The organism is Ruminococcus sp. AF31-8BH, from assembly GCF_003460605.1.
GTDB lineage: Bacteria > Bacillota > Clostridia > Lachnospirales > Lachnospiraceae > Blautia_A > Blautia_A acetigignens.
The window spans coordinates 37,973-64,162 of record NZ_QTVN01000003.1 but is presented as its reverse complement, the minus strand read 5'-3'; the positions used below and the strand labels follow the sequence as shown (position 1 = coordinate 64,162).

Annotated in this window: 29 protein-coding genes; 27 read left to right on the top strand and 2 right to left on the bottom strand. The window is 47.3% G+C overall.

Features of this window, described 5'->3' with window-relative positions; translation table 11 throughout:
* Positions 1-9: 9 nt before the first annotated feature.
* From nagA to DWZ38_RS04630, 8 genes are all read left to right on the top strand, one after another.
* The gene (gene nagA / locus DWZ38_RS04665; protein WP_117850518.1) at positions 10-1,173 is read left to right on the top strand and encodes an N-acetylglucosamine-6-phosphate deacetylase; all 1,164 of its coding nucleotides are present in this window, start codon (positions 10-12) and stop codon (positions 1,171-1,173) included.
* 14 nt (positions 1,174-1,187) lie between these two features.
* Positions 1,188-2,351, top strand: coding sequence for a diphosphate--fructose-6-phosphate 1-phosphotransferase (locus DWZ38_RS04660; protein WP_117850515.1), 1,164 nt, complete (start codon positions 1,188-1,190; stop codon positions 2,349-2,351).
* Positions 2,352-2,369: 18 nt separating this feature from the next.
* Positions 2,370-3,524 carry a class II fructose-bisphosphate aldolase gene (locus tag DWZ38_RS04655; RefSeq protein WP_021925563.1) on the top strand — a complete coding sequence of 385 codons (1,155 nt, stop codon included), beginning with the start codon at positions 2,370-2,372 and terminating at the stop codon, positions 3,522-3,524.
* An 18-nt stretch (positions 3,525-3,542) separates the two neighbouring features.
* Positions 3,543-4,379 (top strand): triose-phosphate isomerase family protein, encoded by an 837-nt coding sequence (locus DWZ38_RS04650; protein WP_117850512.1) that lies wholly within the window; start codon positions 3,543-3,545, stop codon positions 4,377-4,379.
* Between the two features lie 34 nt (positions 4,380-4,413).
* A complete protein-coding gene (locus DWZ38_RS04645; RefSeq protein WP_021925565.1) occupies positions 4,414-5,907 on the top strand; it encodes a lactate racemase domain-containing protein in 1,494 nt (497 codons plus the stop codon).
* A gap of 34 nt (positions 5,908-5,941) precedes the next feature.
* Positions 5,942-6,517, top strand: a complete 576-nt coding sequence (locus tag DWZ38_RS04640) for a chromate transporter (protein WP_021925566.1) — start codon at positions 5,942-5,944, stop codon at positions 6,515-6,517.
* Positions 6,514-7,083, top strand: a complete 570-nt coding sequence (locus DWZ38_RS04635) for a chromate transporter (RefSeq protein WP_021925567.1) — start codon at positions 6,514-6,516, stop codon at positions 7,081-7,083. Before DWZ38_RS04640 ends, DWZ38_RS04635 begins: the two co-directional genes overlap by 4 nt.
* A gap of 172 nt (positions 7,084-7,255) precedes the next feature.
* Complete coding sequence (locus DWZ38_RS04630) at positions 7,256-7,798, top strand: TIGR00730 family Rossman fold protein (RefSeq protein ID WP_021925568.1); 543 nt, start codon at positions 7,256-7,258, stop codon at positions 7,796-7,798.
* Positions 7,799-7,878: 80 nt separating this feature from the next.
* Here the strand turns inward: DWZ38_RS04630 and DWZ38_RS23305 are convergent, their stop codons facing one another.
* Positions 7,879-8,040 (bottom strand): DUF6783 domain-containing protein, encoded by a 162-nt coding sequence (locus DWZ38_RS23305; protein WP_317259441.1) that lies wholly within the window; start codon positions 8,038-8,040, stop codon positions 7,879-7,881.
* On the opposite strand from DWZ38_RS23305, the gene DWZ38_RS23300 reads away from it, so the two are divergent.
* The 10 genes from DWZ38_RS23300 (at position 7,972) to thiI (ending at position 18,310) form a co-directional block, all read left to right on the top strand.
* The gene (locus DWZ38_RS23300) at positions 7,972-8,121 is read left to right on the top strand and encodes a DUF6783 domain-containing protein (RefSeq protein ID WP_317259440.1); all 150 of its coding nucleotides are present in this window, start codon (positions 7,972-7,974) and stop codon (positions 8,119-8,121) included. The genes DWZ38_RS23305 and DWZ38_RS23300 overlap by 69 nt on opposite strands.
* A gap of 152 nt (positions 8,122-8,273) precedes the next feature.
* Positions 8,274-9,314: a heat-inducible transcriptional repressor HrcA gene (gene hrcA, locus DWZ38_RS04620; RefSeq protein ID WP_117850506.1), complete on the top strand. Its 1,041-nt coding sequence runs from the start codon at positions 8,274-8,276 to the stop codon at positions 9,312-9,314.
* A gap of 16 nt (positions 9,315-9,330) precedes the next feature.
* Positions 9,331-9,993 carry a nucleotide exchange factor GrpE gene (gene grpE, locus DWZ38_RS04615; RefSeq protein ID WP_243000156.1) on the top strand — a complete coding sequence of 221 codons (663 nt, stop codon included), beginning with the start codon at positions 9,331-9,333 and terminating at the stop codon, positions 9,991-9,993.
* A 172-nt stretch (positions 9,994-10,165) separates the two neighbouring features.
* On the top strand, positions 10,166-12,043 hold the full coding sequence (gene dnaK, locus DWZ38_RS04610; protein WP_117850503.1) for a molecular chaperone DnaK: 1,878 nt from the start codon (positions 10,166-10,168) through the stop codon (positions 12,041-12,043).
* A gap of 159 nt (positions 12,044-12,202) precedes the next feature.
* Positions 12,203-13,390 (top strand): molecular chaperone DnaJ, encoded by a 1,188-nt coding sequence (gene dnaJ / locus DWZ38_RS04605; protein ID WP_021925025.1) that lies wholly within the window; start codon positions 12,203-12,205, stop codon positions 13,388-13,390.
* A gap of 113 nt (positions 13,391-13,503) precedes the next feature.
* Positions 13,504-14,184 (top strand): phosphatase PAP2 family protein, encoded by a 681-nt coding sequence (locus DWZ38_RS04600; RefSeq protein ID WP_021925024.1) that lies wholly within the window; start codon positions 13,504-13,506, stop codon positions 14,182-14,184.
* A 64-nt stretch (positions 14,185-14,248) separates the two neighbouring features.
* Positions 14,249-15,202 carry a 50S ribosomal protein L11 methyltransferase gene (prmA, locus tag DWZ38_RS04595; protein ID WP_117850501.1) on the top strand — a complete coding sequence of 318 codons (954 nt, stop codon included), beginning with the start codon at positions 14,249-14,251 and terminating at the stop codon, positions 15,200-15,202.
* Positions 15,203-15,204: 2 nt separating this feature from the next.
* Entirely contained in the window at positions 15,205-15,957 is a 753-nt protein-coding gene (locus tag DWZ38_RS04590) for a 16S rRNA (uracil(1498)-N(3))-methyltransferase (protein ID WP_021925022.1), read from the top strand.
* A 2-nt stretch (positions 15,958-15,959) separates the two neighbouring features.
* Positions 15,960-17,114, top strand: coding sequence for a cysteine desulfurase family protein (locus DWZ38_RS04585; protein ID WP_117850498.1), 1,155 nt, complete (start codon positions 15,960-15,962; stop codon positions 17,112-17,114).
* Positions 17,115-17,128: 14 nt separating this feature from the next.
* Positions 17,129-18,310 (top strand): tRNA uracil 4-sulfurtransferase ThiI, encoded by a 1,182-nt coding sequence (gene thiI, locus DWZ38_RS04580; RefSeq protein ID WP_117850496.1) that lies wholly within the window; start codon positions 17,129-17,131, stop codon positions 18,308-18,310.
* A gap of 119 nt (positions 18,311-18,429) precedes the next feature.
* Here the strand turns inward: thiI and DWZ38_RS04575 are convergent, their stop codons facing one another.
* Positions 18,430-18,666, bottom strand: a complete 237-nt coding sequence (locus DWZ38_RS04575) for an HPr family phosphocarrier protein (RefSeq protein ID WP_021925019.1) — start codon at positions 18,664-18,666, stop codon at positions 18,430-18,432.
* A 150-nt stretch (positions 18,667-18,816) separates the two neighbouring features.
* Here DWZ38_RS04575 and mtaB point away from each other — a divergent pair, with 150 nt between their 5' ends.
* From mtaB to DWZ38_RS04530, 9 genes are all read left to right on the top strand, one after another.
* On the top strand, positions 18,817-20,142 hold the full coding sequence (mtaB, locus tag DWZ38_RS04570; protein WP_117850494.1) for a tRNA (N(6)-L-threonylcarbamoyladenosine(37)-C(2))-methylthiotransferase MtaB: 1,326 nt from the start codon (positions 18,817-18,819) through the stop codon (positions 20,140-20,142).
* A 329-nt stretch (positions 20,143-20,471) separates the two neighbouring features.
* Positions 20,472-20,744, top strand: a complete 273-nt coding sequence (locus DWZ38_RS04565; protein ID WP_021925017.1) for an IreB family regulatory phosphoprotein — start codon at positions 20,472-20,474, stop codon at positions 20,742-20,744.
* 2 nt (positions 20,745-20,746) lie between these two features.
* Complete coding sequence (ruvX, locus tag DWZ38_RS04560; RefSeq protein WP_021925016.1) at positions 20,747-21,199, top strand: Holliday junction resolvase RuvX; 453 nt, start codon at positions 20,747-20,749, stop codon at positions 21,197-21,199.
* Entirely contained in the window at positions 21,186-21,440 is a 255-nt protein-coding gene (locus DWZ38_RS04555; protein ID WP_021925015.1) for a DUF1292 domain-containing protein, read from the top strand. The genes ruvX and DWZ38_RS04555 overlap by 14 nt, the downstream gene beginning before the upstream one ends.
* A 127-nt stretch (positions 21,441-21,567) precedes the next feature.
* On the top strand, positions 21,568-23,427 hold the full coding sequence (locus DWZ38_RS04550; RefSeq protein WP_202031038.1) for a ribonuclease J: 1,860 nt from the start codon (positions 21,568-21,570) through the stop codon (positions 23,425-23,427).
* A 12-nt stretch (positions 23,428-23,439) separates the two neighbouring features.
* Positions 23,440-23,778: a YlbF family regulator gene (locus tag DWZ38_RS04545; protein ID WP_117850491.1), complete on the top strand. Its 339-nt coding sequence runs from the start codon at positions 23,440-23,442 to the stop codon at positions 23,776-23,778.
* 44 nt (positions 23,779-23,822) lie between these two features.
* Positions 23,823-24,317, top strand: coding sequence for an endolytic transglycosylase MltG (locus DWZ38_RS04540; protein WP_117850489.1), 495 nt, complete (start codon positions 23,823-23,825; stop codon positions 24,315-24,317).
* Positions 24,314-24,970: an O-methyltransferase gene (locus DWZ38_RS04535; RefSeq protein WP_117850486.1), complete on the top strand. Its 657-nt coding sequence runs from the start codon at positions 24,314-24,316 to the stop codon at positions 24,968-24,970. Before DWZ38_RS04540 ends, DWZ38_RS04535 begins: the two co-directional genes overlap by 4 nt.
* Positions 24,963-26,189: a U32 family peptidase gene (locus tag DWZ38_RS04530; protein ID WP_021925010.1), complete on the top strand. Its 1,227-nt coding sequence runs from the start codon at positions 24,963-24,965 to the stop codon at positions 26,187-26,189. The genes DWZ38_RS04535 and DWZ38_RS04530 overlap by 8 nt, the downstream gene beginning before the upstream one ends.
* The last annotated feature ends 1 nt before the right edge of the window (position 26,190 follow it).

Here is a 26,190-nt window from a genome sequence, read left to right as displayed (position 1 = left end):
AGGCGAAATATGACCTGGTACCTTGTAAACGGCGATGTGTATATGGAGCATCGCTTTCTGAAAAAAACATTAAAGCTGGAAGAGGGACGTATTTTTGTCCTTCCACCAGATACCCGTCCGGAAGAAGGAGCGCACATCTACAATGCAGCCGGGAAAAAAATCGTCCCAGGCTTTATTGATGTACATACCCACGGCGCAGTTGGCGTGGACGTCAATGCCGCAACCGCAGAGGATTATGAGAAAATCTGCCGTTTCGCAGCAGGAAATGGAACCACCTCCTGGCTGTGCTCTGTGCTTACGGATACAAAGGAACAGACCTGCCGCTGTATTGATGAGTTCAAAAAACACCAGCAAATGGAACAAAAAGGAGCCAATCTTCTGGGCATCCATCTGGAAGGCCCGTTTTTGTCCAGCGAGTATAAAGGCGCTATGCCGGAGTATCTTCTGCAGAAGGCGAATCTTCCTCTTCTGAAGGAATATCAGCAGCGCGCAGAAGGTGCGATCCGCTACATTACAGTTTCCCCGGAGGTAGAGGGAATTCCGGATATGATCCCGGAAATACGAAAGCTTGGAATTACAGTAGCCATCGGCCATTCCGGCGCAGATTATGAAACCAGCTGGGATGCCATAAGAAAGGGTGCGCAGAGCTGTACCCACACCTTTAACGCCATGAAGCTTCTCCATCAGCATTTTCCTGCAATCATGGGAGCAGCGCTGGAGTCAGATATTTACTGCGAGGCAATCTGCGACGGCAGACATCTTCATCCGGGAACTGTAAGGCTTCTTTTGAAGGTGAAGGGTCTGGACCGTGTGGTTGCCATCACGGATTCCATTATGGCAGCCGGTCTTCCAGATGGAAAATACAAGCTTGGGGTCAATGATGTGGTAGTGGAAGACGGAGATGCCAAGCTGGCAGAAAACGGCGTCCGGGCAGGAAGTACCCTGACCCAGAATGTTGCCCTTAAGAATCTTCTGAAGTTTACAGGAAAGAGCCTGGAAGAAATCCTTCCCCTTCTTACGGAAAACCCGGCAAACCTGATCAAAATTGCAGACCATAAAGGCTTTATTGCAGATGGAATGGACGCGGATCTTGTGGTGCTGGATCCGGATTTTGAAGTTTTTGATACCTTCGTAGGCGGAAGAAAAGTCACCTCAGAGGATTCGAATATATAAATGGAAGGAACGCTATGGAAGAAAATATTTTGATCGTACACGGCGGCGGTCCCACGGCAGTGATTAACGGATCCCTGTACGGGGCTGTGACAGAAGCTAGGAAATATCCACAGCTTCAGCATATTTATGCTGCCAGAAACGGAACCGGAGGACTTCTTCGGGAAGAACTGATCGACCTTACAAATGTGGAAGAAGAGAAGCTGAAGCTTCTTTTACAGACTCCGGGAAGTGCCATCGGCACATCAAGAGACCAATTGGAAAAGCCGGAATATGAGAAGATGGCAGAAATCTTAAAGAAACATCACATCCGCTATGTTCTGTTTAACGGTGGAAACGGCACCATGGACACCTGCGGAAAATTATACAAAACCTGCTTGGAAAAAGGAATCGAAGTGGGGGTAATGGGCATTCCCAAAACCATGGACAATGACATTGCCGTGACGGACCACAGTCCCGGCTACGGAAGTGCAGCCCGTTATCTTGCCCAGAGTGTAAAGGAAGTGTGCCAGGATGTAAAAGGACTTCCCATTCATGTAGTGGTAATAGAAGCTTCCGGAAGAAACGCAGGCTGGATCACAGCGGCAGCCGCAATGGCAGCAGATGAGGACGGTGTAGGCCCGGATCTTATTTACCTGCCGGAACGTCCTTTTGATGAGGAGAAATATCTGGAAGATGTAAAAGCCCTTCTTAAGAAAAAAAGCGGCATTGTGGTGGTGGCAAGCGAAGGCCTGAAAGATAAAGAGGGCAAACCTGTTGTAAAGCCCATCTTTCAGATTGGAAGAGCAACTTATTTTGGAGATGTAAGCGCCCATCTTGCCAATCTGGTAATCGAAAAGCTAGGCTACAAGGCAAGAGGGGAAAAACCGGGACTTCTTGGAAGAGCTTCTATCTGCCTGCAAAGCCCGGTTGACCTAAAGGAAGCACAGCTGGCAGGAGAAATTGCCTGCAGGGCTGTTATGGAAGGCGAAACCGGAAAGATGGTGGCATTTGAGCGTGTTTCCACAGAGCCTTATATTATGAAGCCATTTCTGGCTGATATCGAAAGGGTTATGATGTATGAGCACAAAATGCCGGATTCCTATATTAATCCGGAAGGAAACCAAGTGACAGAAGCATTTAAGGAATGGTGCAGGCCTCTTCTTGGAGGTGATCTGCCCAGAATGATATCTTTTAACTAAAAAGTGGAGGAAATGAAAATGTTAGTACCAATGAGAGCAATTCTGGATGCAGCAGACAAAAACGATTATGCACAGGGTGCATTTAATGTAAATGCTGTATGCCAGGCAAAAGCAGTGATTAATGTGCATGAAATGTTCCGAAGCCCGGCAATTCTCCAGGGAGCAGATCTTGCAAACGGATTTATGGGCGGCCGAACAGATTTTGCCAATGCAACCCTGGAGGATAAGAAAGCAGGAGCGAAGAACATTGCGGCAGCAGTAAAGAAATACGGAACAGACAGCCGGATTCCCATTGCCCTTCACTTGGATCACGGAAGAAATATGGATTCCTGTATTGCAGCAATTGAAGGCGGCTATACCAGTGTTATGATCGACGGAAGTTCCCTTCCTTTTGACGAGAATGTGGAGCTGACCAGAGAGGTTGTAAAATATGCCCATGAGCGCGGCGTTACCGTAGAGGGTGAGCTGGGCGTGCTTGCAGGGGTGGAAGACCACGTATTTGCAGCCAACAGCACCTACACCAATCCTTTAAGCGCTATTGAATTTTTCCGTAAAACAAAAGTAGATGCCCTGGCAATCAGCTACGGAACCATGCACGGCGCAAACAAAGGCAAAAACGCAGTGATCCGCAAGGAAATCGCAATTGCCATTAAAGAATGCATGCGCCACGAGGGCATGGAAGGATATCTTGTCAGCCACGGTTCCTCCACAGTTCCCCGCTACATTGTAGATGAGATCAATGCACTTGGCGGCGAGATCACCAACGCATATGGAATCGATGCCAACCAGCTGATTGAGGCAGGACACTGCGGAATCAACAAGATCAATGTAGATACCGATATCCGTCTGGCAGTAACCAGAAATATGAAGGAGCTTTTTGCAAGAGATGCAGCCCTTCGAAATAGTGCATCTGTAGGCGCCATTTATGAACTTCTGGAAAAGAATAAATCAGCTTTTGACCCGAGAGTGTTTATCACCCCGATCATGGACACAGTCATGTATGGAAATGTTCCAGATGAGGATGTGGCACGGATCTGCCAGTGTATCGAGGATGGTGTAAAAGAGGTTGTAGGTACCCTGATCGTGAAATTCGGCAGTTATGGAAAGGCTCCGAAGGTAGAGCTTGCAACTCTGGATGAAATGGCAGAACGCTACAAAAAAGCCGGAATCTGACAGAAAGGAACGAAAACCATGAAGCATATATATCTGAACTTAAAAAGATTTGACGTACCAGTGGAGCTTGGCGGCGTAAACCGGATCGCACCAGTGGAGGAATGGGGCAGCTTTATTGTAAAAAATACCCAGGAAGAGCTGAAGAAATACGATCCTGCAAAGGTTGAATTCGGAATGTATTTTCCTGAGATCCACCTTCTAGAAGCTGCAAAAGCAAAAACCCCGGGAAGCCCGGTAAAAGTAGGCTGCCAGGGTGTTTACCGCATGGATACTGCTGTTGGCGGCAATTTCGGTGCCTTTACCACTAACCGACCTGCAGCTGCCATGAAAGCAGCTGGCTGTGAGACTACCATTATCGGACACTGCGAAGAACGAAATGACAAAAGCGGAATCCTGGCAGAGGCCGGCGTTACCGACACGGACGCGGTAAACCGTCTTTTGAACCAGGAAATAAAATGCGCTATTGACAGAGGCTTAAGTGTGTTATACTGTATTGGTGAAAAAAGCGAGGAACAGGATCACTGGCAGGAAGTTCTTGGAAAACAGCTGGAAATCGGTCTGAAGGATGTGGATACCTCCAGGGTTGTGATCGCTTATGAGCCAATCTGGTCCATTGGTCCAGGCAAAACTCCAGCAGACAAAGAATATATCACCAAGATCGCCCGCTTTGTAAAAGAAAAAACTGGCGGCATGGACATTGTGTATGGCGGCGGCCTGAAACAGGCAAATGCGGCAATGCTGGCATCCATCCCAGAAATTGACGGAGGGCTGATCGCACTGACACGCTTCCAGGGCGAAATTGGTTACTACCCGGAGGAATATCTGGAAATTATTCAGTTATATCTTGGAGAATAAAAATCACAGAACAATCAGATTGGAGAAAAAGAATATGAAAATTGATTTTGAATATGGACAGGGAACCATGACAGCAGAGCTTCCGGATAATACGGATATTTTTATTCCAGGTGAGACTGTGCCGGATCCGGATTATATCCCGGAGGATAAACTGGAAGAGGCTTATCTTGACAGCCTGGCACATCCAATCGGAATGCCTACCTTATCAGAACTGGCGCACAAGGGAACTACTGTTACCATTATCGTGCCGGACCGCGTAAAAGGCGGCGAGCAGCCTACCAGCCACAGAAAGATGAGCATCAAATATATTCTGCAGGAGCTTTATAAAGCAGGCGTGGAGAAAAAGGATATCCTGTTCATTATTTCCAACGGTCTTCATCCAAGAAGCAAGGAGTCCGATGTAAAAGCTATTTTCGGAAAAGAGCTGTTTGACGAATTCTGGCACAGCGGACAGATCATCAGCCATGACAGCGAGGATCAGGAACATATGGTGTACCTTGGAACTACCCACAGGGGAGATCCGGTATACATGAACAAATATGTGTACGAATGCGACCTGCCAATCCTGATCGGACATGTACAGGGAAATCCGTATGGCGGATATTCCGGCGGCTACAAGCACAGCGCAACCGGAATTACAAACTGGAGATGTATTGCAAGCCACCACGTTCCGTCTGTTATGCACAGACCTGATTTTACCCCGGTTAACGGCGGAAGCCTGATGCGCGATAAATTTAATGAGATCAGCATGCATATGGAAGAGAAAATGGGACATCCGTTCTTCTGCTGCGATGCAGTTCTGGATACCTGCTCCAGACAGATCGCCATCTATTCCGGCTATGCCAAAGAGATGATGCCTATCAGCTGGAAGATTGCAGATAAGCGTACCTATGTACACTGGGCTGAGAAAAAATATGATATTCTGGTATTTGGAATGCCTCAGAAATTCCACTATGGTGATGGAATGGGAACCAACCCCATCATGCTGATGCAGGCGCTGAGCGCACAGGTTCTGCGTTTTAAGAGAGTTATGAGCGACCACTGCGTCATCATCTGTTCCTCCATCTGCAACGGATATTTCCACGATGAATTATGGCCGTATTTAAGAGAGCAGTATGAGATGTTCCAGCATGACCATATGAATATTCTGCCGGATATGAACCGTTATGGTGAATATTTCGGAACAAACGAAGAGTACATCCGCAAATACCGTTTCTGCAATGCTTTCCATCCGTTCCACGGATTTTCCATGATGGCCTGCGGACATATTGCGGAGATGAACACCAGCGCCATCTATCTGGTTGGTGCACAGGAGCCGGGCTATGCAAGAGGAATGGGACTGAAGACCCGGGAGACCTTCGAGGAAGCATTAGAAGATGCCAAGAAGAAATTTGTAGGCGAGAATCCTAACATTCTGGCACTGCCTATGACCTTTAAGAAATCAGCTGTACATCTTTGCATGAAAAATCCTGAGGAAGACTGCATGGATGAATACGGACACCGCCATGGCGGATGCGGATGCTGCTAACCTGTGAATATAAAGTCACGGAGGAAGACTGGAAATGGATGAAAAACAAAAAGATAAGGGCTATGTGCTGCGGAAGCTGTTTTTCGCTTCCCTGTACCTGAGCACCTTTACATTTGGCGGCGGTTACGTGATCGTAACTCTCCTGAAGGAGAAATTTGTGGATCAGTACCACTGGATCGATGAGGACGAAATGCTGGATCTGGTGGCCATTGCCCAGTCTTCTCCAGGAGCAATCGCAGTCAACGGGGCAATTGTAGTAGGATATAAGCTTGGAGGGATTCCCGGCATGCTGATGTGCGTGCTGGGGGCTATCATTCCGCCTATGGTGATCCTGTCCCTGATCTCTGTATTTTATGATGCATTTCGTTCCAATTATTATATTGCCGCGCTGTTAAAGGGAATGTCCGCCGGAGTGGGCGCAGTCATCATTTCCGTGGTATATGACATGGGCAAAAACGTGGTGAAATCAAAAGACTGGATCAACATTGTGATCATGATCGCCAGCTTTTGCGTCAGCTATTTTCTGAATGTGAATATTATATTCATTATTTTGGGCGTAGCTGCATTTGGATTTGTGCGGACACTGTTGAAGGAGGGTAAAAAACGATGATCTATCTTCAGCTGTTTTTAAGCTTTCTTCAGATCGGCGCCTTAAGCTTCGGCGGAGGCTATGCGGCTATGCCGCTGATACAGGAACAGGTGGTAACGTTACATGGATGGCTGTCTATGGAAGCGTTTACCGATCTTGTGACCATTGCGGAAATGACGCCGGGTCCCATTGCAGTGAATTCCGCCACCTTTGTAGGCACCCAGATTGCAGGCCTGGGCGGTGCGGTTGTGGCGACCCTTGGCTGCATCTTGCCTTCCTGCATAATCGTAACTTTATTGGCATATATTTACACGAAATACCGGAATATGTCTCTCCTGCAGGGAACACTGGCATCCCTTCGTCCGGCGGTTGTGGCAATGATCGCCAAGGCAGGAGTGACCATTCTGGTTTCTGCCTTTTTTATCAGCGGAACCATAGACCTTGTCCGGGAAAATGTCTGCATCCGAATGGTTGTGTTTTTCGGGGCAGCCCTGGTGCTCCTTCGGAAATTTAAAATGAACCCCATTCTTGTAATGGTCCTGTGCGGTGTGGCGAATATGATATTCTGCGGGGTAATGGGAATCTAAAAGGATATTATGTCTGCAAGACAGCACCATGAAGGAAAAAACAACTGTTTTCTTGACATTGATGCGTGAATCGTGTAAGTTTTGTAGTAACTGTTTTGCGCATTGCAAAGCGTCCACCTGTAAAAGAAGTGGACGGTTATGCCGCAGGGAAAAAGTAAGGGAGGATGACAGTGTGAATATTTGCGTATATGGTGCCTCAAGTGCCCAGCTGAAGGACATTTATTATGAAAAAACACAGGAGCTTGGAAGAGCCATGGGAAAACGGGGCCATGGACTGGTGTTTGGCGGCGGAGCCACCGGAATGATGGGAGCAGCAGCCAGAGGCGTGTCAGAAGAGAATGGATACATACTTGGAATTGCGCCCCGCTTTTTTGACCAGCCAGGGGTACTGTATGAGAAATGCACGGAATTTATTTTTACCGAGACCATGCGGGAGCGCAAGCAGCTTCTGGAAGAAAAATCAGATGCCACTATTGTAGCGCCCGGAGGAATCGGTACTTATGAAGAATTTTTCGAGATCTTTACCCTGAAAAGCCTGAACCGGATCGACAGGCCCATTGTTCTCTACAATATTGACAGATATTATGACAGGATGAAGGAACTGCTGGAATATACTGCCAGGGAGAAGTTTATGGATTCTTCCATATTAGATCTGGTGGTATTTCTGGATGAGCCGGAGGCGATCCTGGATTACCTGGAAAACTACAGCAAATAAAGCAAATGAGATGTCAGAGAAAAATCCCTGTCTCAGGTTTGGGGCAGAAGGTATTTCCCTGACATCTTTTTTGCTGTTTGTCAGAGCGTGCAAAAAAAGTGTTCTCGTGATCTACATGCTCTAGAGCCTGTTTGAAAAATCATTCCTGCAATCTGCACGCCCCACTTTGCGGTATATTTCACCCGAATTCGGTTGTCGTAGCCCGCTACGACGCCCTCATCCGGGCAAAATCTCCCACAAATTGTGACGCACATCTTGCAGAAAGCCTTTTTCAAACACACTCTAAGGTAAAAACTATCAAAAAAGATGAAAAAAATTTGTAAAAAATATTGACAAAAAGAATGTTGAGGTGTATCTTAAGAGCATAGATGTTAGCACTCCTAAATAATGAGTGCTAACAAAGGAATTCGAAGAAGCCAGACGGGAATAGAAATCAGGTTTGACCGTCCGCTTTTCAGAAAGGAGCAGATATTTCATGGATGAAGTATTAGATGAGCGCAAACGGAAAATACTGAAAGCAATCATCAAGACTTATATGGAAACAGGTGAGCCGGTAGGTTCCAGAACCATTTCCAAGTATCCGGATTTGAATGTCAGCTCTGCTACGATCCGAAATGAGATGTCCGACCTGACGGATATGGGCTACATTGTACAGCCCCACACCTCAGCCGGAAGAATTCCATCAGATAAAGGCTATCGCCTTTATGTAGATGAGCTTACCAGGGAGAAGGAAGCTGAGATCGCAGAGATCCGTGATATGATGATTGAGAAATCAGACAAGATGGATAAGGTGTTGAAGCAGGTGGCCAAGGTCCTTGCCAATAATACCAATTACGCGACCATGGTTGCTGTTCCTCAGTACAGAGGAAGCACCCTGAAGTTCATACAGCTTTCACGTGTGAATGAGCGGCAGCTGATTGCCGTAGTTGTATGTGAAGGCAACGTCATCCGGAACCAGATCATTGATATTGAAGAGGAGATGGATGACCAGACGATCCTGAAGCTGAATCTTCTTCTTAACACCAACCTGAACGGTGTTCCCATTCAGGACATCAATCTTGGCATGATCGCCAGACTGAAGGAACAGGCTGGAAGCCACAGCGGTGTGGTTGCAGATGTGCTGGACGCAGTTGCAGCTACCATCCATGTGGATGAGGAAGATATGAAAGTATATACGTCAGGAGCAACCAACATATTCAAGTATCCTGAGCTTGCAGACACATCCAAAGCCAGCGAGCTGATCTCCACCTTCGAGGACAAACAGGAACTTGCGGATATGGTCCGTGGGGAAATGGGAGATTCGGAGAACACAGGAGTCCAGGTATACATCGGAGATGAAGTTCCGGTGCGGACCATGAAGGACTGCAGCGTGGTGACAGCCACCTACGAGCTTGGAGATGGAATGCGGGGAACCATTGGAATCATTGGTCCCAAGCGAATGGATTATGAGAATGTGGTGGACAGCCTGAAGAAATTAAAAGTCCAGCTTGATGAAATGGTAAATAAGAAAACCTAGAAAGGCGGTTGAAAGCGTGTCAGAAGAAATGAATAAAGAAGCCGAAGTACAGGAAGAAGCAGTTGACATTCCGGTAACTGACGGAAGCGAAGAAGAGGCAGCAGATACAGCCCAGGCAGCAGAAGAGGAAGCTTCTGATGATACAGCTGCTCCGGAAGAGACGGAACAGCAGCCAGAAGAGGCAGAATCTCAGAAAGAACCGGAAACCAAGACCAAAACTTCTTTCTTCGGCAAGAAGAAAAAAGAGAAAGATAAATTTGAACAGCAGATCGAGGATCTTACAGACAGACTGAAGCGCAGCATGGCGGAATTCGATAACTACCGTAAGAGAACGGAGAAAGAGAAATCCAGCATGTACATCATCGGTGCCAAGGACATCGTTGAGAAAATGCTTCCTATCGTGGATAACTTTGAGAGAGGTCTTGCACAGGCACCGGAGGATGATCCATTTGCAGAAGGCATGAAGATGATCTACAAGCAGATGATGACAGCCTTCGATGAGATGGGTGTGAAGCCGATCGAAGCTGTAGGCAAGGATTTTGATCCGAATCTGCACAACGCAGTCATGCATGTGGAAGACGAATCCGTAGGCGAGAACATTGTTGTTGAGGAATTCCAGAAGGGATACACTTACAAGGATTTCGTTGTAAGACACAGCATGGTAAAGGTTGCTAACTGACCGAAAGCAACTTAGTGAAGGCGAGCAGAATGCGAAGCCTAAACTTAGTGCGAGGTCGTTCGATCTCACTTAATGAGGGCAAGCCGCAGGCGCAGACCGAATTTAGTGAATCGAACTTCATTAAGACATTCACGAATTTCAGAACATAGATTGAAACAGGAGGAAAATTATCATGGGAAAAATCATTGGTATTGACTTAGGTACAACAAACAGCTGTGTAGCTGTTATGGAAGGTGGACAGCCAACCGTTATCGCAAATACAGAAGGATCCAGAACAACACCGTCAGTTGTAGCATTTACAAAGACAGGTGAGCGTCTGGTAGGTGAGCCTGCAAAACGTCAGGCAGTAACAAACGCAGAGAAAACAATCTCCTCCATCAAGAGAGAGATGGGTACAGATTACCGTGTAACAATCGATGACAAGAAATATTCCCCACAGGAAATTTCCGCTATGATCCTTCAGAAACTGAAAAAAGATGCAGAAGGATATCTTGGAGAGTCTGTTACAGAAGCAGTTATCACAGTTCCTGCATACTTCAACGATGCTCAGCGTCAGGCAACCAAAGATGCTGGTAAGATCGCAGGTCTTGATGTAAAGCGTATCATCAACGAGCCTACAGCAGCAGCTCTTGCATATGGTCTTGACAATGAGAAAGAGCAGAAAATCATGGTTTATGACCTTGGCGGCGGTACATTCGATGTTTCCATCATCGAGATCGGTGACGGCGTTATCGAGGTTCTTGCAACAGCTGGTAACAACCGTCTTGGTGGTGATGACTTCGATCAGAGAATCACAGACTACATGCTTTCCGAGTTCAAGAGAACTGAGGGCGTTGACTTAAGCAACGATAAGATGGCTCTTCAGAGACTGAAAGAAGCTGCTGAGAAAGCAAAGAAAGAGCTTTCTTCCGCAACAACAACCAATATCAACCTGCCATTCATCACAGCAACAGCTGAGGGACCGAAGCACTTTGATATGAACCTTACAAGAGCAAAATTTGATGAACTTACACATGACCTTGTTGAGAAGACAGCAGAGCCGGTACGCCGTGCACTTTCTGATGCAGGTCTTACCAATGCAGATCTTGGCCAGGTACTTCTGGTTGGCGGATCTACACGTATCCCGGCTGTACAGGACAAAGTAAGACAGCTGACAGGCAAAGAGCCAAGCAAGGCCCTGAACCCAGATGAGTGTGTTGCACTTGGTGCTTCTATCCAGGGCGGTAAGCTTTCCGGTGAGGCTGGTGCAGGTGACATCCTTCTTCTTGATGTTACTCCGCTTTCCCTGTCTATTGAGACAATGGGAGGTATTGCAACCCGTCTGATCGAGAGAAACACAACAATCCCGACCAAGAAGAGCCAGATCTTCTCCACAGCAGCAGACAATCAGACAGCTGTAGACATCAACGTATTACAGGGTGAGCGTCAGTTCGCCAAAGACAACAAGTCCCTTGGACAGTTCCGTCTGGATGGAATCCCGCCAGCACGTCGTGGTGTTCCGCAGATCGAGGTTACATTTGATATCGATGCCAACGGTATTGTAAATGTATCTGCTAAGGATCTTGGAACAGGTAAAGAGCAGCACATCACAATCACAGCTGGTTCCAACATGTCCGAGTCCGAAATCGACAAGGCTGTTAAGGAAGCTGCTGAGTTCGAAGCTCAGGATAAGAAACGTAAAGAGGCGATTGATACAAAGAACAATGCAGACTCCATGGTATTCCAGGTTGAGAATGCACTGAAGGAAGCAGGCGACAAGCTTGATGCAAATGATAAGGCTGCTGTAGAGGCTGACTTAAATGCATTAAAAGATATCCTTGCAAAATATACAAATACAGAAGATCTTGGCGATGCTCAGGTTGCAGAGATCAAAGCAGCTCAGGAGAAGATGATGGAAAGTGCTCAGAAGCTTTTCGCAAAGATGTATGAGGCACAGAACCCACAGGGCGGCGCTGGTCAGGCCGGACCGGACATGGGCGGAGCTTCCCAGGGCGGAAATGAAGCAGGCTACGGCGATGATGTTGTAGACGCTGACTACAAAGAAGTTTAATAAGTAATAATTTCATAAGTAAAGTTCCGGAATTCTGGAACAGGAACCAGCAGCCCGGCCGTGAGTTTTCATGACCGGGCAATGGCGGTAGAAGACACTAAAAGGATATGTCGCCCGTTGGTGACAGCAAAATGAAGACGTTAGGAAAAGAAAGAAATCATGGCTGATAAAAGAGATTACTACGAAGTCTTAGGCGTTGACAAAAACGCTGATGAGGCTACCTTAAAAAAAGCATATCGTCAGCTTGCCAAGAAGTATCATCCCGATGTGAATCCGGGAGATAAGGAAGCTGAAGCAAAATTCAAAGAGGCAACAGAGGCTTACAGCATCTTAAGTGACCCGGACAAGAGAAGACAGTACGACCAGTTTGGCCACGCTGCTTTTGAAAACGGAGGCGGTGGCGGAGCAGGAGGCTTCGGAGGCTTTGATTTCTCCGGTTCTGATATGGGTGACATTTTCGGAGATATCTTCGGAGATTTGTTCGGAGGCGGCGGAAGCCGCAGACGTGCCAACAATGGCCCTATGAAAGGTGCCAATCTGCGTGCGCGTGTGAACATCACCTTTGAGGACGCTGTATTTGGATGTGATAAAGAGCTTGAGATCACTTTGAAGGATGAGTGTACCACCTGTCATGGAACTGGAGCCAAGGCTGGTACTTCACCAGTTACCTGTCCGAAATGTAATGGTGAGGGACAGATCGTCTATACCCAGCAGTCCATGTTCGGTATGGTACGTAATGTACAGGTGTGCCCGGACTGTCATGGTTCCGGTAAGATCATCAAGGACAAATGTCCGGATTGCCGCGGTACCGGATACATTTCCAACCGCAAGAAGATCAAGGTATCCATTCCGGCTGGTATTGACAATGGCCAGAGCATCCGTATCCGTGATAAAGGCGAGCCAGGAACAAACGGCGGCCCAAGAGGAGATCTTCTTGTAGAAGTAAATGTAGGACGCCATCCGATTTTCCAGAGACAGGATATGAATATTTATTCTACTGCACCAATTACTTATGCACAGGCAGCACTTGGCGGTGAAGTGAAGCTGAACACAGTAGACGGTGAAATGCTCTATGAGGTGAAGCCGGGAACCCAGACCGATACCAGAATCCGTCTGAAGGGCAAAGGTGTTCCGTCTCTTCGCAACAAGAATGTCCGCGGTGACCACTATGTTACACTGGTTGTCCAGGTACCGACCAATCTGAATGAGGAAGCCAAGGAAGCACTTCGCAAATTTGATGAGGCATGCGGAAACCGTCCTGCAGGCGGCACATCAGATGGTTCCGAGAAGTCCGAGAAAAAGAAAAAAAGCTTCATGGACAAATTAAAAGAGACCTTTGAAGAGTAAAAAACAGACTTTTTCCATAAAAGAATAAAGAAAAGGGGAGATATCCTCTTTTCTTTTTTTGTTACTTATTGTATATTAGAGAGTAGACGCAAGAATCCGGAAAGGAGTTTTGCATGAAAACAAAGAAAAAAGATGTGTTAAACAGATTTTTGCCGCTGTGGGCCATTCCTCCTCTTGTTACGATCCTGGCAGTGAATTGCCTGATCTACTGGGGAAGCAGCGCCCTTACAGCCAGTCGGTATCATTATGATTTTACAATGGCATTTGACAGGGCAGTTCCCTTACTGCCTGGCTTTGTGTGGATTTATATTCTGGCTTTTCCGTTCTGGGCTGCTGGTTATATGCTGGCGGCAAGACGGGGAAAGGACATGTTTTACCGGTTTGTTGCAACCGATCTGACTATTCATCTGATTTGTTTTCTGATTTTTATTCTGGTACCGACCACCAACATCAGGCCGGAGATCGCAGGAGATACCATCTCCCAGAAGGTACTTCTTCTGGTCTATGCCCTGGATGGAGGAAGTGCTCCTTCCAATCTTTTCCCGTCTATTCACTGCTATGTAAGCTGGATGTGCTGGAAAGGTGTGGCAGGGTCTTCGGCTATTCCAAAATGGTATCAGAAATTTTCCATGGTGTTTGCGGTTCTGGTTATTATATCCACACAGGTTCTGAAACAGCATTATATTGTGGATGCGGTTCTGGCTCTGGTGCTGGTAGAGTTTTTCTGGAGATTCTACCAGAAAGGGCAGCGGCATAACTGGGTGGTAAAGATATTTGACCGGAAAAAAGAATGACAGATTTTATGACGGGGATTGCTTTCCCCAAATTTATAAAAACAATCAAGATTGGAGAATGAATATGAAGTGGAATCGCTTTACGATTAAAACCAAAACAGAGGCGGAGGATGTGATCATTTCCGCACTTGCAGACGTAGGCGTGGAGGGGGTTGAGATTCAGGACAAGCAGCCGCTTACTGAGACAGATAAGGAGCAGATGTTTGTGGATATTATGCCAGAAGATCCTGCAGATGACGGAATTGCCTATCTGAATTTCTATCTGGAGGAGGATACAGAGGTGGAGCCTGTTCTGGAAAGAGTGCGCGGCGTTCTGGAGGAAGTGCGCGGATACATGGACATCGGCGAGGGCACCATCACCGAATCCCAGACTGAGGACAAGGACTGGATCAACAACTGGAAGGAATTTTTCCATCAGTTCTATGTGGACGATATCCTGATCGTTCCCTCCTGGGAAGAAGTGAAGGAAGAGGACAAGGACAAAATGATCCTTCACATTGATCCAGGCACTGCATTCGGAACCGGAATGCATGAGACCACTCAGCTGGTGATCCGTCAGCTGAAGAAATTTGTGACAAAGGATACCCAGATGCTGGATGTAGGAACCGGAAGCGGTATTCTTGGAATCGTAGCGCTGAAGCTTGGAGCAGCCCATGTGGTAGGAACTGACCTGGATCCATGTGCAATCCCAGCAGTAGCAGATAATAAAGCGGCCAACGGAATCAAGGACGAGACCTTTGATATGCTCATCGGCAACATTATTGATGATAAGGAAGTTCAGGATACCGTAGGCTATGAGAAATATGACATTGTAACAGCCAACATTCTGGCTGATGTACTGGTACCGCTTACCCCGGTTATTGTAAATCAGATGAAGAAGGGCGCATACTACATTACCTCCGGAATCCTGGATGTGAAGGAAGAGGTAGTGGTAAAGGCAGTTCAGGATGCAGGCCTTCAGCTGGTTGAGGTAACACATCAGGGCGAATGGGTATCTGTAACTGCAAGAAAGGAATAATTATGCAGCGCTTTTTTGTGGAACCGTATCAGGTTCAGGAAGAAGAACACCGCATCACCCTGACAGGACCGGATGTGAACCATATGAAAAATGTGCTTCGCATGCGTATTGGTGAGGATGTGTGGATCAGCGATGGCGGCCAGAAGGAATACCACTGCACCATAGAGGCCTTTGAGGAAGAGGGAGCAGTCCTTCATATTCTTTATGCGCAGGAGCCCCAGTATGAGCTTCCAAGCCGTATTTACCTGTTCCAGGGACTTCCCAAAGGGGACAAAATGGAGCTGATCATTCAGAAGGCTGTGGAGCTTGGTGCCTACAGCGTGGTTCCAGTGGAAACCAAGCGATGCGTGGTGAAGTTGGATGAGAAGAAAGCAGCCAAAAAGACTGCAAGATGGCAGCAGATCGCAGAAAGCGCAGCCAAGCAGTCCAAGCGCATGCTGATCCCGGAAGTGAAGAAGGCAATGAGCTGGAAGGAAGCCATCGCTTTTGCCAAAGAGCTGGATGTGCTTCTGATCCCTTATGAGCTTGCCAAGGGCATGAAAGAAACCAGAGAGATTCTGGCCGCTATAGAGCCGGGACAGTCTGTGGGAATTTTCATCGGGCCGGAGGGCGGCTTTGAAGAGGAAGAAGTTCAGGCTGCCATGGAAGCTGGCGCAAAGCCGGTTACTTTGGGAAAAAGAATCCTGCGCACAGAGACAGCAGGCATGACCATGCTGTCTATTCTGATGTTTACGCTGGAAAAAGAGGACGAATAGAAATGGAAGCATATTTTGATAACTCTGCCACTACAAGGTGTTATAAGGAAGTGGCAGACATTGTAGTGAAGACCATGACTGAGGATTTTGGCAATCCTTCTGCCATGCATTTGAAAGGCGTGGAAGCGGAGAAATATGTCCGCGATTCTGCACAGACACTGGCCAGGCTTCTGAAGGTCAATGAGAAAGAAATCATTTTTACCTCCGGAGGAACAGAGTCTAACAATCTGGCCCTATTTGGCGGAGCAGAAGCCAACAAAAGAATGGGCAATCACATTATCACAACCGCTGTAGAGCATGCTGCTGTAGGACAGCCTGTGGAGCGCCTGGAGCAGATGGGCTATGAGGTGACCATTGTTCCGGTAGATGAAAGAGGCGTAGTTCGCTTAGATGCTCTTGAGAAGGCACTTCGCGAGGACACTATTTTGGTTTCCACCATGTATGTGAACAACGAGGTGGGAGCTGTGATGCCTGTGGAAGAGATTGCCAGGCTTGTTCATGAGAAAAGCCCGAAGGCTTTTTACCATGTAGATGCCATCCAGGCATTCGGCAAGTACCGGATCTACCCGAAGAAGCTGGGAATCGATATGCTTTCCGTAAGCAGCCATAAGATCCACGGACCAAAGGGCGTTGGATTTTTGTACATCAATGACAAGGTGCGGGTTCAACCCCAGATCCTTGGAGGCGGACAGCAGGCAGGAATGCGCTCCGGTACAGACAATGTGCCGGGAATTGCAGGCCTTGGTGTAGCTGCCAAGATGGTATACACAGATTTTGAGGAAAAGATCAAGCATATGTACCAGCTGAAGGAGCACCTTGCAGAGGGATTTTTGAAGCTTCCGGATGTGCGTCTCAACGGCATGGAGCTTCGGGAAGGAGCACCTCAGATCTTAAGCGCCAGCTTTATGGGCGTAAGAAGTGAGGTTCTGCTTCACACATTGGAGGACAGGGGCATTTATGTTTCAGCAGGAAGCGCCTGCTCCAGCCATAAGCGTAAGGCAGCCGGCACCTTAAGTGCTATGGGAATGGAAGCTGCCCAGAGGGAGAGCACCCTGCGCTTTAGTTTTTCAGAGGAAAATACATTTGAGGAAGTGGATTACTGCCTGGAGGTATTAGGACAGGTACTTCCCATGTTAAGAAGATATTCCAGACACTAAGAGGAGGAAACGAAATGATATTTCACGCATTTCTGATCAAATACGCAGAAATAGCCATTAAGGGCAAGAACAGATACTTATTCGAAGATGCCCTTGTAAAGCAGATGAACATTGCCCTTTCCAAGATTGAAGGGGATTATCGTGTAGTGAAGGAGCAGGGACGTGTGTACGTGTTCTGCCCGGAAGAGTATGATTTTGACGAGGCTGTGGCAGCCTTAAAGACGGTCTTCGGAATCGTATACATCTGCCCGGTTGTGATCTATGAGGACCAGGGTCTTGATAAGATGAGAGAAGACGTTGTAGAATACATGAAAAACGTACATCCGGATTACAGCGGAACCTTCAAGGTATACACAAGACGTGCCAAGAAGTCCTATCCGGTAAATTCCATGGAAGTAAGCGCCAAGATCGGTGAGAGCATCTTAAATGCTTTCCCGGAGGCAAAGGTAGATGTGCATGATCCGGAACTGACAGTATCTGTTGAAATCCGTGAGAAAATCTATGTATATTCAAAGAGCATTAAGGGACCGGGGGGAATGCCGGTTGGAACCAACGGAAAGGCTATGCTTCTTCTTTCCGGCGGAATTGACAGCCCGGTAGCCGGCTACATGATCGCCAAGCGCGGTGTTAAGATTGAGGCTGTTTATTTCCATGCTCCGCCGTACACCAGCGAGCGCGCGAAACAGAAAGTTGTGGACCTGGCCAAGCTGGTTGCCAAATACAGCGGACCCATCAAGCTTCATGTAGTCAACTTTACAGATATTCAGCTTTATATTTACGATCAGTGCCCCCATGATGAGCTTACTATTATCATGCGCCGCTACATGATGCGGATCGCAGAGCATTTTGCAAAGCAGGACAACTGCCTTGGACTGATCACAGGAGAGAGCATCGGACAGGTGGCAAGCCAGACTTTACAGAGCCTTGCGGCTACCAATGAAGTTTGTACCCTTCCGGTATACCGTCCGGTAATCGGCTTTGACAAGCAGGAGATCGTGGAGCGTTCCTGGGAAATCGGAACCTATGATACTTCCGTACTTCCTTATGAGGATTGCTGTACCATCTTCGTTGCCAAGCATCCGGTTACCAAACCGAACCTAAAGGTGATACAGAAATCTGAGGAGAAGCTTGCAGGAAAAATCGACGAACTGATGGAAGAGGCACTGCGAACAACAGAAGTGCTTGAGATTCAGTAAATAAAAAATCCCCCGGGCGGTTCGCCGTCCGGGGAATTTGTAAAAGAGATGGGTATATATACTTTTGTATAAAAGAAAAGAGGAACTGTCGCCAGTTCCTCCCACAATTGAATCATGGATTATTCAACTGTATATTTGTCGATGATTTCCATAACGCTGTCAAGAGCAGCTCCGTCAGCATGAATGTTGAGGTCGATCGGTTTGGATAAATCCAGGCTGAAGATGCCCATGATGGACTTAGCGTCGATCACATATCTTCCGGATACCAGGTCGAAGTCGCAGTCGAATTTGCTGATCTCGTTTACAAATGCTTTCACTTTATCAATAGAGTTAAGTGAGATTTTTGCTGTTTTCATTGTGATATAACCTCCCTTGAATAGTTGTTGTATTGCTTTACAGTACTCATATTACCTGTAGGCAGAATAAAAGTCAAGGTGAAAAAAGAGAAAATTTGGTATAAGAATTAGTTAAATTGTATAAAAGATTTACAGATTTTGGAGGAAAGCATGAAAAAAAAGGTTGCATTACACAATCTTGGATGCAAGGTAAATGCTTATGAGGTAGAGGCCATGCAGCAGCTTCTGGAACAGGCGGGATACGAGATCGTTCCCTTTGAGCCAGGTGCTGATGTTTATGTGATCAATACCTGTACGGTAACCAATATTGCAGACCGTAAATCCCGCCAGATGCTCCACAAAGCGAAGAAGATGAACCCGGATGCCGTAGTGGTAGCCACCGGATGCTACGTGCAGACCGATGAGGGCAAGCTGGAAAAGGATGAGGCGGTAGACCTGGTGCTTGGAAACAACCAGAAAAAAAACATTGTGGAGGTTCTTTCTGAATATGAGGAAGAACACCAGCGCCAGTCTCATATTATCAAGATCAACCAGACCAGGGAATACGAGGAACTGGAGATCAGCCGCACGGCAGAGCATGTGCGTGCCTACATCAAGGTTCAGGACGGCTGCAACCAGTTCTGCACCTACTGCATCATTCCCTATGCCAGAGGCCGTGTGCGAAGCAGGGAAAAAGAGAATATCTTAAAGGAAGTGCACAAGCTTGCAGAAGCGGGCTATAAAGAAGTGGTTCTCACCGGAATCCACTTAAGCTCCTACGGCGTGGATTTCCCGGAGGACAAAAAAGAAACCCTGCTGTCCCTGATCCAGGCAGTAAATGAGGTGGAAGGAATCAAAAGAATCCGCCTGGGTTCCTTAGAACCTGGAATCGTCACAGAGGAATTTGCAAAAGAGCTGGCAGCCATGCCTAAGGTATGCCCTCATTTCCACCTTTCCCTGCAGAGCGGCTGCGATGCAACTCTGGAGAGGATGAACCGCAGATACAGAAGCGCAGAATACAAGGAAAGATGTGAGCTTCTCCGCAAATATTTCGGCAATCCGGCACTGACCACAGATGTGATCGTAGGATTTCCCATGGAAAGTGAGGAAGATTTCCATGCATCCTATGATTTCGTGAAGGATATTCATTTTTATGAGACTCACATTTTCAAATATTCCCGCCGCCACGGCACCAAGGCAGCCGTAATGGACGGTCAGCTCACAGAAGCCGTGAAGGCTGTTCGAAGTGACAAAATGCTGGAGCTTCACCAGATCCGGGCAACAGAATATGAGAACTCCCTTCTGGGACAGAAAGCAGAAGTGCTTCTTGAGGAAAAAGTGGAGATCGAGGGGGCGGATTATTACCTTGGACATTCCCGTGAGTATGTGAAGGTTGCAGTGCCTGTGCAGGAGAAATACCAGGTAAATGATATCCTCACAGTAAAGGTCGAGAGATTTTTACAGCCGCATATCCTTTTGGGAGAAGATGCAGAATAAAACCTAAAAGGAAACTGACATGATTGATTGCTGTATATCGAGGCGCGTGGCGCCGGGCATAAAGTGAATTGCAGACGCTTTGGCCGTTACTGTTCATAGGTAATATTCCGCGAGGTGTTTTTTGTGAACAAAGTTCACAGAAAACCCGAGGATTGCGGCGCGAAAACATGCAAAGCATGATTTCTGTGCATCGCGAAGCGTGTTACTGGGCACGGAGTGAACAGTAACCTTTGGCCAGACCAGTTTTTTGAGAAACAAAAATATAGGATTGTAATTTATCCGCAGTTATATTAAAATAGAGAAGAAATAATCGTAAGGACGTGAGAAAAATGGCAGAAAATAATCTGGGAAGTACACAATATTTCAGAACAAAACCGGATCAGGAACTGGAAGTAAAAGAGATCCTGGACCTGGTTTATAACGCAATGGAAGAAAAAGGCTATAATCCTGTGAATCAGATCGTAGGATACATTATGTCAGGTGACCCGACTTACATCACCAGCCATAAGGGAGCCAGAAGCATGATCATGAAGGTTGAGCGTGACGAACTTGTTGAGGAATTGCTGACCGAGTATATTAAGAACAGATCCTGGGAATACTGATTATGAGATTAATGGGATTAGACTACGGTTCCAAGACGGTGGGCGTTGCCGTCAGTGATCCTCTGGGACTGACCGCACAGGGCGTGGAAACTGTCTGGCGCAAGCAGGAGAACAAGCTTCGCCAGACTCTGGCACGCATCGAAGAACTGATTTCGGAATATCAGGTTGAGCGTATTGTACTTGGATATCCGAAGAATATGAATAACACCATAGGCGAGCGGGCTGTGAAATCTCTTGAGTTTAAAGAAAAGCTGGAGAAGAGAACAGGCCTGCCTGTTGTGATGTGGGATGAGCGGCTGACAACTGCAGAAGCGGAGCGTACTTTGATGGAGACAGGCGTCAGACGTGAGAATCGGAAGCAATATCTTGATCAGATGGCAGCGGTTTTGATCTTACAGGGATATCTGGACAGAAGTAATATGATGAGTAAGGAAGAAAATAATGGAGAAAATTAAATTTGAATCCGAGGACGGGATTATAGAATTTTTTGTGGAAGAGCAGACTACAGTTGCAGGAATCACCTATCTGCTGGTATCTGATTCACAGGACGATGAGGCAAATGCCTACATTATGAAGGATGTTTCCGAGGAAGGAAGCCAGGAAGCCAGCTACGAGATGGTGGAAGACGATGAAGAACTGCTGGCAATTTCCAAGGTATTTGAACAGATGCTGGATGACGTGGATCTTGAGATGTGAGAATGATGCAGCCAGGACGAATGCTCCTTACGCCGTAACAAAATAAAGACGCTTTGCTTTTGTACGTGAGGTTTGAGGGCAAAGTGCGCAAAAATGGAGGATGGATTGATTGAAGACGGAAAATGAAATGAACAGCAGCGGGTCAAAGAATCCGGCTGCCACAAACGGTACAAGAAAACAGAATTTCAGACACAAAAATTACAGATATAAGGCACAGCCGAAAAAGGACGGACAGAAGTTTACAGGTCAGGAGAGACCTGTTAAGAATACAAGCTACAAGCCTCAGCTTCGCAGTCAGGTGAAGCCTTCCTTAAAGAGACCGCGCAGAAACAACATTGGTTCCAAATTAAAGATTATTCCGCTTGGCGGTCTGGAACAGATTGGAATGAATATTACAGCTTTCGAGTATGAAGATAGTATAGTAGTAGTGGACTGCGGACTTTCCTTCCCGGAAGATGACATGCTTGGAATCGACCTTGTCATTCCGGATGTCACCTACTTGAAAGAGAACATTTCCAAGGTCAAAGGATTTGTGATCACCCACGGCCATGAGGATCATATCGGAGCCCTTCCTTATGTACTGAAGGAAGTGAATGTGCCGATCTATTCCACAAAGCTGACCCTGGCTCTTATTAACAACAAGCTGAAAGAACACAATCTGACCAAGAGCACCAAATTAAAAGAGGTCAAACACGGTCAGGTGATCAACCTTGGTGATTTTGCCATCGAGTTTATTAAGACCAACCACAGTATCCAGGATGCATCTGCACTGGCTATTTATTCCCCGGTTGGAATTGTGGTGCATACAGGAGACTTCAAGGTAGATTATACACCTGTATTCGGTGATGCCATTGACCTGCAGCGTTTTGCAGAGATCGGCCGCAAGGGTGTTCTTGCAGTTATGTGTGATTCCACCAATGCAGAGCGTCCGGGCTTTACCATGTCTGAGCGTACAGTAGGACATGTATTTGACAACCTTTTCAATGAATATAAGACTGCACGTATTATCATTGCCACCTTCGCGTCCAATGTAGACCGTGTGCAGCAGATCATCAATACAGCATACCGCTTCGGCCGCAAGGTAGCGGTAGAAGGCCGCAGCATGGTCAATGTTATCACCACAGCGGCAGAGCTTGGATATCTTCGCATTCCGGATCAGACCCTGATCGAGATCGACCAGGTGAAGAATTACCCGGATGACCAGCTGGTACTGATCACAACCGGAAGCCAGGGTGAGTCCATGGCAGCACTTTCCCGTATGGCAGCAAGCATCCACAAGAAGATTACCATCAAGCCAAATGATGCCATTATTTTCAGCTCTCATCCAATCCCAGGCAATGAGAAGGCTGTTTCCAAGGTAATCAACGAGCTTTCCATGAAGGGGGCCAAGGTTATTTTCCAGGATGCACACGTATCCGGACATGCCTGCCAGGAAGAAATCAAGCTGATCTATTCCCTTGTGAAGCCGAAATACGCCATCCCGGTCCATGGTGAATACCGCCATCTGACTGCACAGAAGCATGTAGTAGAAGAGCTTGGCTATTCCAATGACAACATTTTCATCCTGAAATCCGGAAATGTTCTGGAGATGGATGAGCACAGTGCTGCTGTAACAGGTTCTGTTCATACAGGAGCCATCCTGGTAGACGGTCTTGGCGTTGGAGACGTAGGAAATATCGTACTTCGCGACAGACAGCATCTTGCAGAGGACGGCATCATGATCGTTGTTATGACTCTGGAGAGACACAGCAATGTGGTACTGGCAGGACCGGATATTGTATCCCGAGGCTTTGTCTATGTAAGAGAGTCTGAGGACCTGATGGATCACGCAAGAGAAGTGGTAGAGCAGGCTCTTGACGGCTGTCTGGAAAAAGGCATCACAGACTGGAGCAAGATCAAGGCAGCAGTGAAGGACGCACTTAGCGATTATGTATGGAAACGCACCAAGAGAAGCCCGATGATCCTTCCGATCATTATGGAGGCGTAAGCGGAGGCAGCAATGAATGAGATCAAAGACTGTATAGATGCTCTTTTGGCAGCTGTACAGAATAGTGAAGAATATCAGGAATTTATGAAATACAAAGCCCTTGTAGAGCAGGATCCGGGCCTTATGGAACGTGTGAATGCTTTTCGGGCCAACAATTTCAGATTACAGAATGAAGCAAACAGAGACGAGCTGTTCCGGGTAACGGAACAGCTCAACAGAGAATCAAGGGAATTAAGAAGCGACCCGCTTGTAAATGCCTTTCTTGATGCAGAGCTGGCTCTTTGCAAGCTTATGCAGAGAATCTGCAAGTCACTTACAGAGGGAATCGAGCTGGATGTCCCGGAGTTATAACTGTCCGCTATTTGGGCAGCTGACTGGAAATTAAAGGAGGAAACATGGGTAATACAAGAGATCAGGTGGGAAAGGTGGGGCTTTTTCTTGCCAGCGGAGTATTCCGTACCGCTTTTTACGTCTGCGTGGCACTTTTGATCTTCTGGCTGGGCAAATCTGCTTATCAGTTTGGCTATGATGTGTTCAACCAGCAGGCAGTAAGTCCGGGAGCAGGTCAGGAAGTAACGGTAGTGATTCCAGATGGGGCTTCCACTTACGATGTAGCCAAGATCCTGAAAAGCAAAGGACTGATCCAGGACAGCCTGGTATTTTTTGCACAGGAGAAACTTTCTACATACAAGGGTCAGATGAAGGCTGGCACCTATCTTCTCAGCACTGCATACACACCTACCCGTATTATGGGAATCCTTGCAGGAGATGAGGAGCAGGCAGGCGTTTCTTCAGATGACGGTACAAATGCTGCTGCAGATACCGACAGCGATGCTTCATCTGATGGTGCAGCGGATACCGCAGCAGGGGAAGGAGAGTCCGGCCAGTGATCGTAGAAGAAAGGATGCGCACTTACATCAATTCTCTTGATATGGGAAATACTTCTTTTCTGGAAGAATTGGAAAGGAAAGCTCTTTTAGACCGTGTTCCCATCATCCGCAAGGAGATGCAGAGCTTCCTTAAAATGTTCCTTGCAGCTACCCGCCCGCAGACCATCCTGGAGGTGGGCACTGCAGTGGGCTTTTCCACAATTCTGATGTGTGAATACGGCCCTGCGGACCTGAAGATCACCACCATTGAGAATTATGAGAAAAGGATTCCCATTGCCAGGGAGAATTTCCGAAAGGCAGGAAGGGAATCCCAGATCAGCCTGCTTACCGGGGATGCCACCGAGATCCTTGGAAAGCTGGATGGAACCTATGATTTTATTTTTATGGATGCTGCCAAAGGGCAGTATATTCACTGGCTGCCGGATGTGCTTCGTTTAATGCATAAGGGCAGCATTCTTGTTTCTGATAATGTTCTCCAGGAAGGAGACATTATCGAATCCCATTATCTTGTAGAGCGACGCAACCGTACCATTTACAAACGGATGCGCCAGTATCTGTATGAACTGAAACACAATCCGCTTTTGGAGACCTCCATTCTTCCATTGGGAGACGGAGCAGCCATTAGCGTAAAGAAAGAGGAGTCGTATGCGTAAACCAGAATTATTAGTTCCGGCAAGCAGTCTTGAGGTTCTGAAGATTGCCACTGTTTTCGGAGCAGACGCTGTTTATATTGGAGGAGAGGCTTTCGGCCTTCGCGCCAAAGCCCGTAATTTTTCAAAGGAAGAGATGGCACAGGGAATTGCATTTGCCCATGAGCACGGTGTGAAGGTGTATGTGACCGTGAATATTCTGGCGCACAACTATGACCTTGAGGGCGTAAGGGAATACCTGAAGGAATTAAAGGAACTGAAGCCGGATGCCCTGATCATCGCAGATCCCGGTATTTTTACCTACGCCAAGGAAATCTGTCCGGAGATTGAGCGCCACATCAGCACCCAGGCCAACAACACCAATTATGAGACCTACCGTTTCTGGTACAATCTTGGAGCCAAGAGAGTGGTCAGTGCCAGAGAGCTTTCCCTGGAGGAGATTCGCCAGATCCGTGCCCATATCCCGGAGGATATGGAGATTGAGACCTTTATCCACGGCGCCATGTGCATTTCCTATTCCGGGCGCTGTCTGCTCAGCAATTTCCTGGTAGGAAGAGATGCCAACCAGGGAGCCTGTACCCATCCCTGTCGCTGGAAATATTCCATCGTGGAAGAGTCAAGACCAGGGGAGTACATGCCGGTTTATGAGAATGAGCGTGGTACCTATATTTTCAACTCCAAGGATCTTTGCATGATCGAGCATATGGATGATGTGCTTACCAGCGGAATTGACAGCCTGAAGATCGAGGGCCGCATGAAAACAGCCCTTTATGTTGCCACTGTTGCCCGTACCTACCGGAAGGCCATTGACGACTATCTGGAGGATCCAGCCAAATACCAGGCCAATATGTCCTGGTATCAGGAGCAGATCGCAGGCTGTACCTACCGTAAATTCACCACAGGCTTCTTCTACGGCAAGCCGAACCAGGAAGCCCAGATCTATGACAACAATACCTACGAGAAGGGATACACCTATCTTGGCTTTGCGGAAGCAATTGACGAGAGAGGATACGTTCAGATTACACAGAGAAATAAATTCACTGTGGGAGAGACCATCGAGATCATGAAGCCGGATGGAGCCAATGTGGTGGTTCCTGTGAAGGCGATCTATGATGAGGAGGGCAATTCCGCAGAGAGCGCTCCCCATCCGCAGCAGAAGCTGTTTGTAGATCTTGGCGGCGGTGTCCAGGTTTATGATATTCTCCGCCGCAGTGAAGCGTAAA